The 1,482-nt window shown below is 75.8% G+C and carries 2 protein-coding genes; both read right to left on the bottom strand.

Features of this window, described 5'->3' with window-relative positions; all coding sequences use genetic code 11:
- Positions 1-69: 69 nt before the first annotated feature.
- The gene (locus AB0J39_RS39530; protein WP_363474339.1) at positions 70-939 is read right to left on the bottom strand and encodes a glycosyltransferase family 39 protein; all 870 of its coding nucleotides are present in this window, start codon (positions 937-939) and stop codon (positions 70-72) included.
- A partial coding sequence (locus AB0J39_RS39525; RefSeq protein ID WP_363474337.1) for a CDP-glycerol glycerophosphotransferase family protein occupies positions 936-1,482 on the bottom strand: 547 nt, incomplete at its 5' end. The genes AB0J39_RS39530 and AB0J39_RS39525, both read right to left, overlap by 4 nt.

Raw genomic sequence — 1,482 nt, 5'->3', positions numbered from 1 at the left:
TCGTGCCCAGGGATCGACGGTGTTCGGTCACGGTCGCGGCGATCGGTCCAGGTCGAGGGCCACGCCATCTCAGTCGGGACGAATCCCGACGCATGGGGCCACCCCCGGGCCCGTCGCCCCACCGAGGTCGCCGGACAGCTGGACGGCCAGCCTGCCCACGTCGGCCGCCTCCGGCCGGGAGATCCAGCCCACCTGGGCGCTTTGCCGCGAACCGAGCCAGGCCAGCGGCGCCACGGCCGCCAGTGCCGGCGTCGCCGCGCACGCCCACCGGAGCAGCGGTCCCCTGGACAGGATCAGGGTGACGCCGTGCGCCCCCGCGACCAGGAACGCGAACAGGTTGAGATAGGCCAGCACGGTCAGCGCCGCCGCGTACGCCGCCAGGACCCCCGACGTCGGGGACCGCCGCAGGCGCACGAACAGCAGGGTCACCCCGACGGCCGCCGCGGCCGTCATCGCGTACGGCCGAGCCTCCTGGACATACCTGGAGAAGATGGGCATGAGGGCCAGCAGCACGCCGCCGTACAGGCCCGCCCGGGAGGAGCCGAGCGCGCGGCCGAGCGCGCCCGTCCCGGCCGCGGCCAGCGCCCCCGCGACGACCGACGGCATCCGCAGCGCCACCTCGGCGGTGCCGGACAGATTCGCGACGACGTGCGCCAGCGCGTAGTACAGGCCGTGCACGGCGTCGACCGACTGCAGCAGGTGCGCCAGCTGGGGAAGGCTCCGGCCGGCCGCGCTGACGGTGGCCGCCTCGTCCCGCCACGGCGGCGGCCCGCCGAGGTCCCACAGCCCGGCGGCCAGCGCGACGACGGCGGGCACGACGGTCACGACACCCGGCCGATCCCGCCAGGCGGGCCGCTCGGGCGCCTCGGCCGGGCGCGAGGCGGGCGGAGAGGGTGACTGCGGCGCTCGCGGCGCGGCGCGCCGGGAGGCGCGGGTCATGACCGCATGCGCGCGACCACGCGCGCCGAGGCGTGCCCGTCGTCCCACGGGCAGTACCTGCGGGCGAAGCGCTCGTAGCGCTCCGCGAACCGTCCGAGGTCGCCGCCGCGCAGCACGTCGAGCACGTCGTCGCCGGTCCGCAGGACGGGCCCGGGGGCCTCGGCCTCGAAGTCGAAGTAGAAGCCGCGCACCTCGTCCCGGTAGCGCTCCAGGTCGTGGGCGAGGAACACCATGGGCCTCCCGGTACACGCGAAGTCGAACATGGCCGACGAGTAGTCGGTGACGAGCACGTCCGCGGCGGCCAGGAGATCCGCCATGTCTGGAAATTTCGAGACATCGTGGATGCGGTCTCCGGCCGGGATCGTCATGTCCCGCGCCACCAGGTAGTGCGCCCGCACGAGCAGCACGTCGTCGTCGCCCAGCGCCCCGGCCGCCCGGACCGGGTCCAGCGCGAGCCGGCCGGTGGCCTCGTCGTCCCGCCACGTCGGCGCGTACAGGACGATCCGCCGGTCGCCGGTCAGGCCCAGCCGCCGCCGCGCCGCG

Source organism: Microbispora sp. NPDC049633, from assembly GCF_040675265.1.
Classification (GTDB): domain Bacteria; phylum Actinomycetota; class Actinomycetes; order Streptosporangiales; family Streptosporangiaceae; genus Microbispora; species Microbispora maris.
This window is presented reverse-complemented; position numbering and strand designations above follow the sequence as displayed.

What these genes read in the sequence shown, in the direction of transcription:
- AB0J39_RS39530 (WP_363474339.1), bottom strand. Translation starts at nt 939, where the DNA reads ATGACCCGCGCCTCCCGGCGCGCCGCGCCGCGAGCGCCGCAGTCACCC.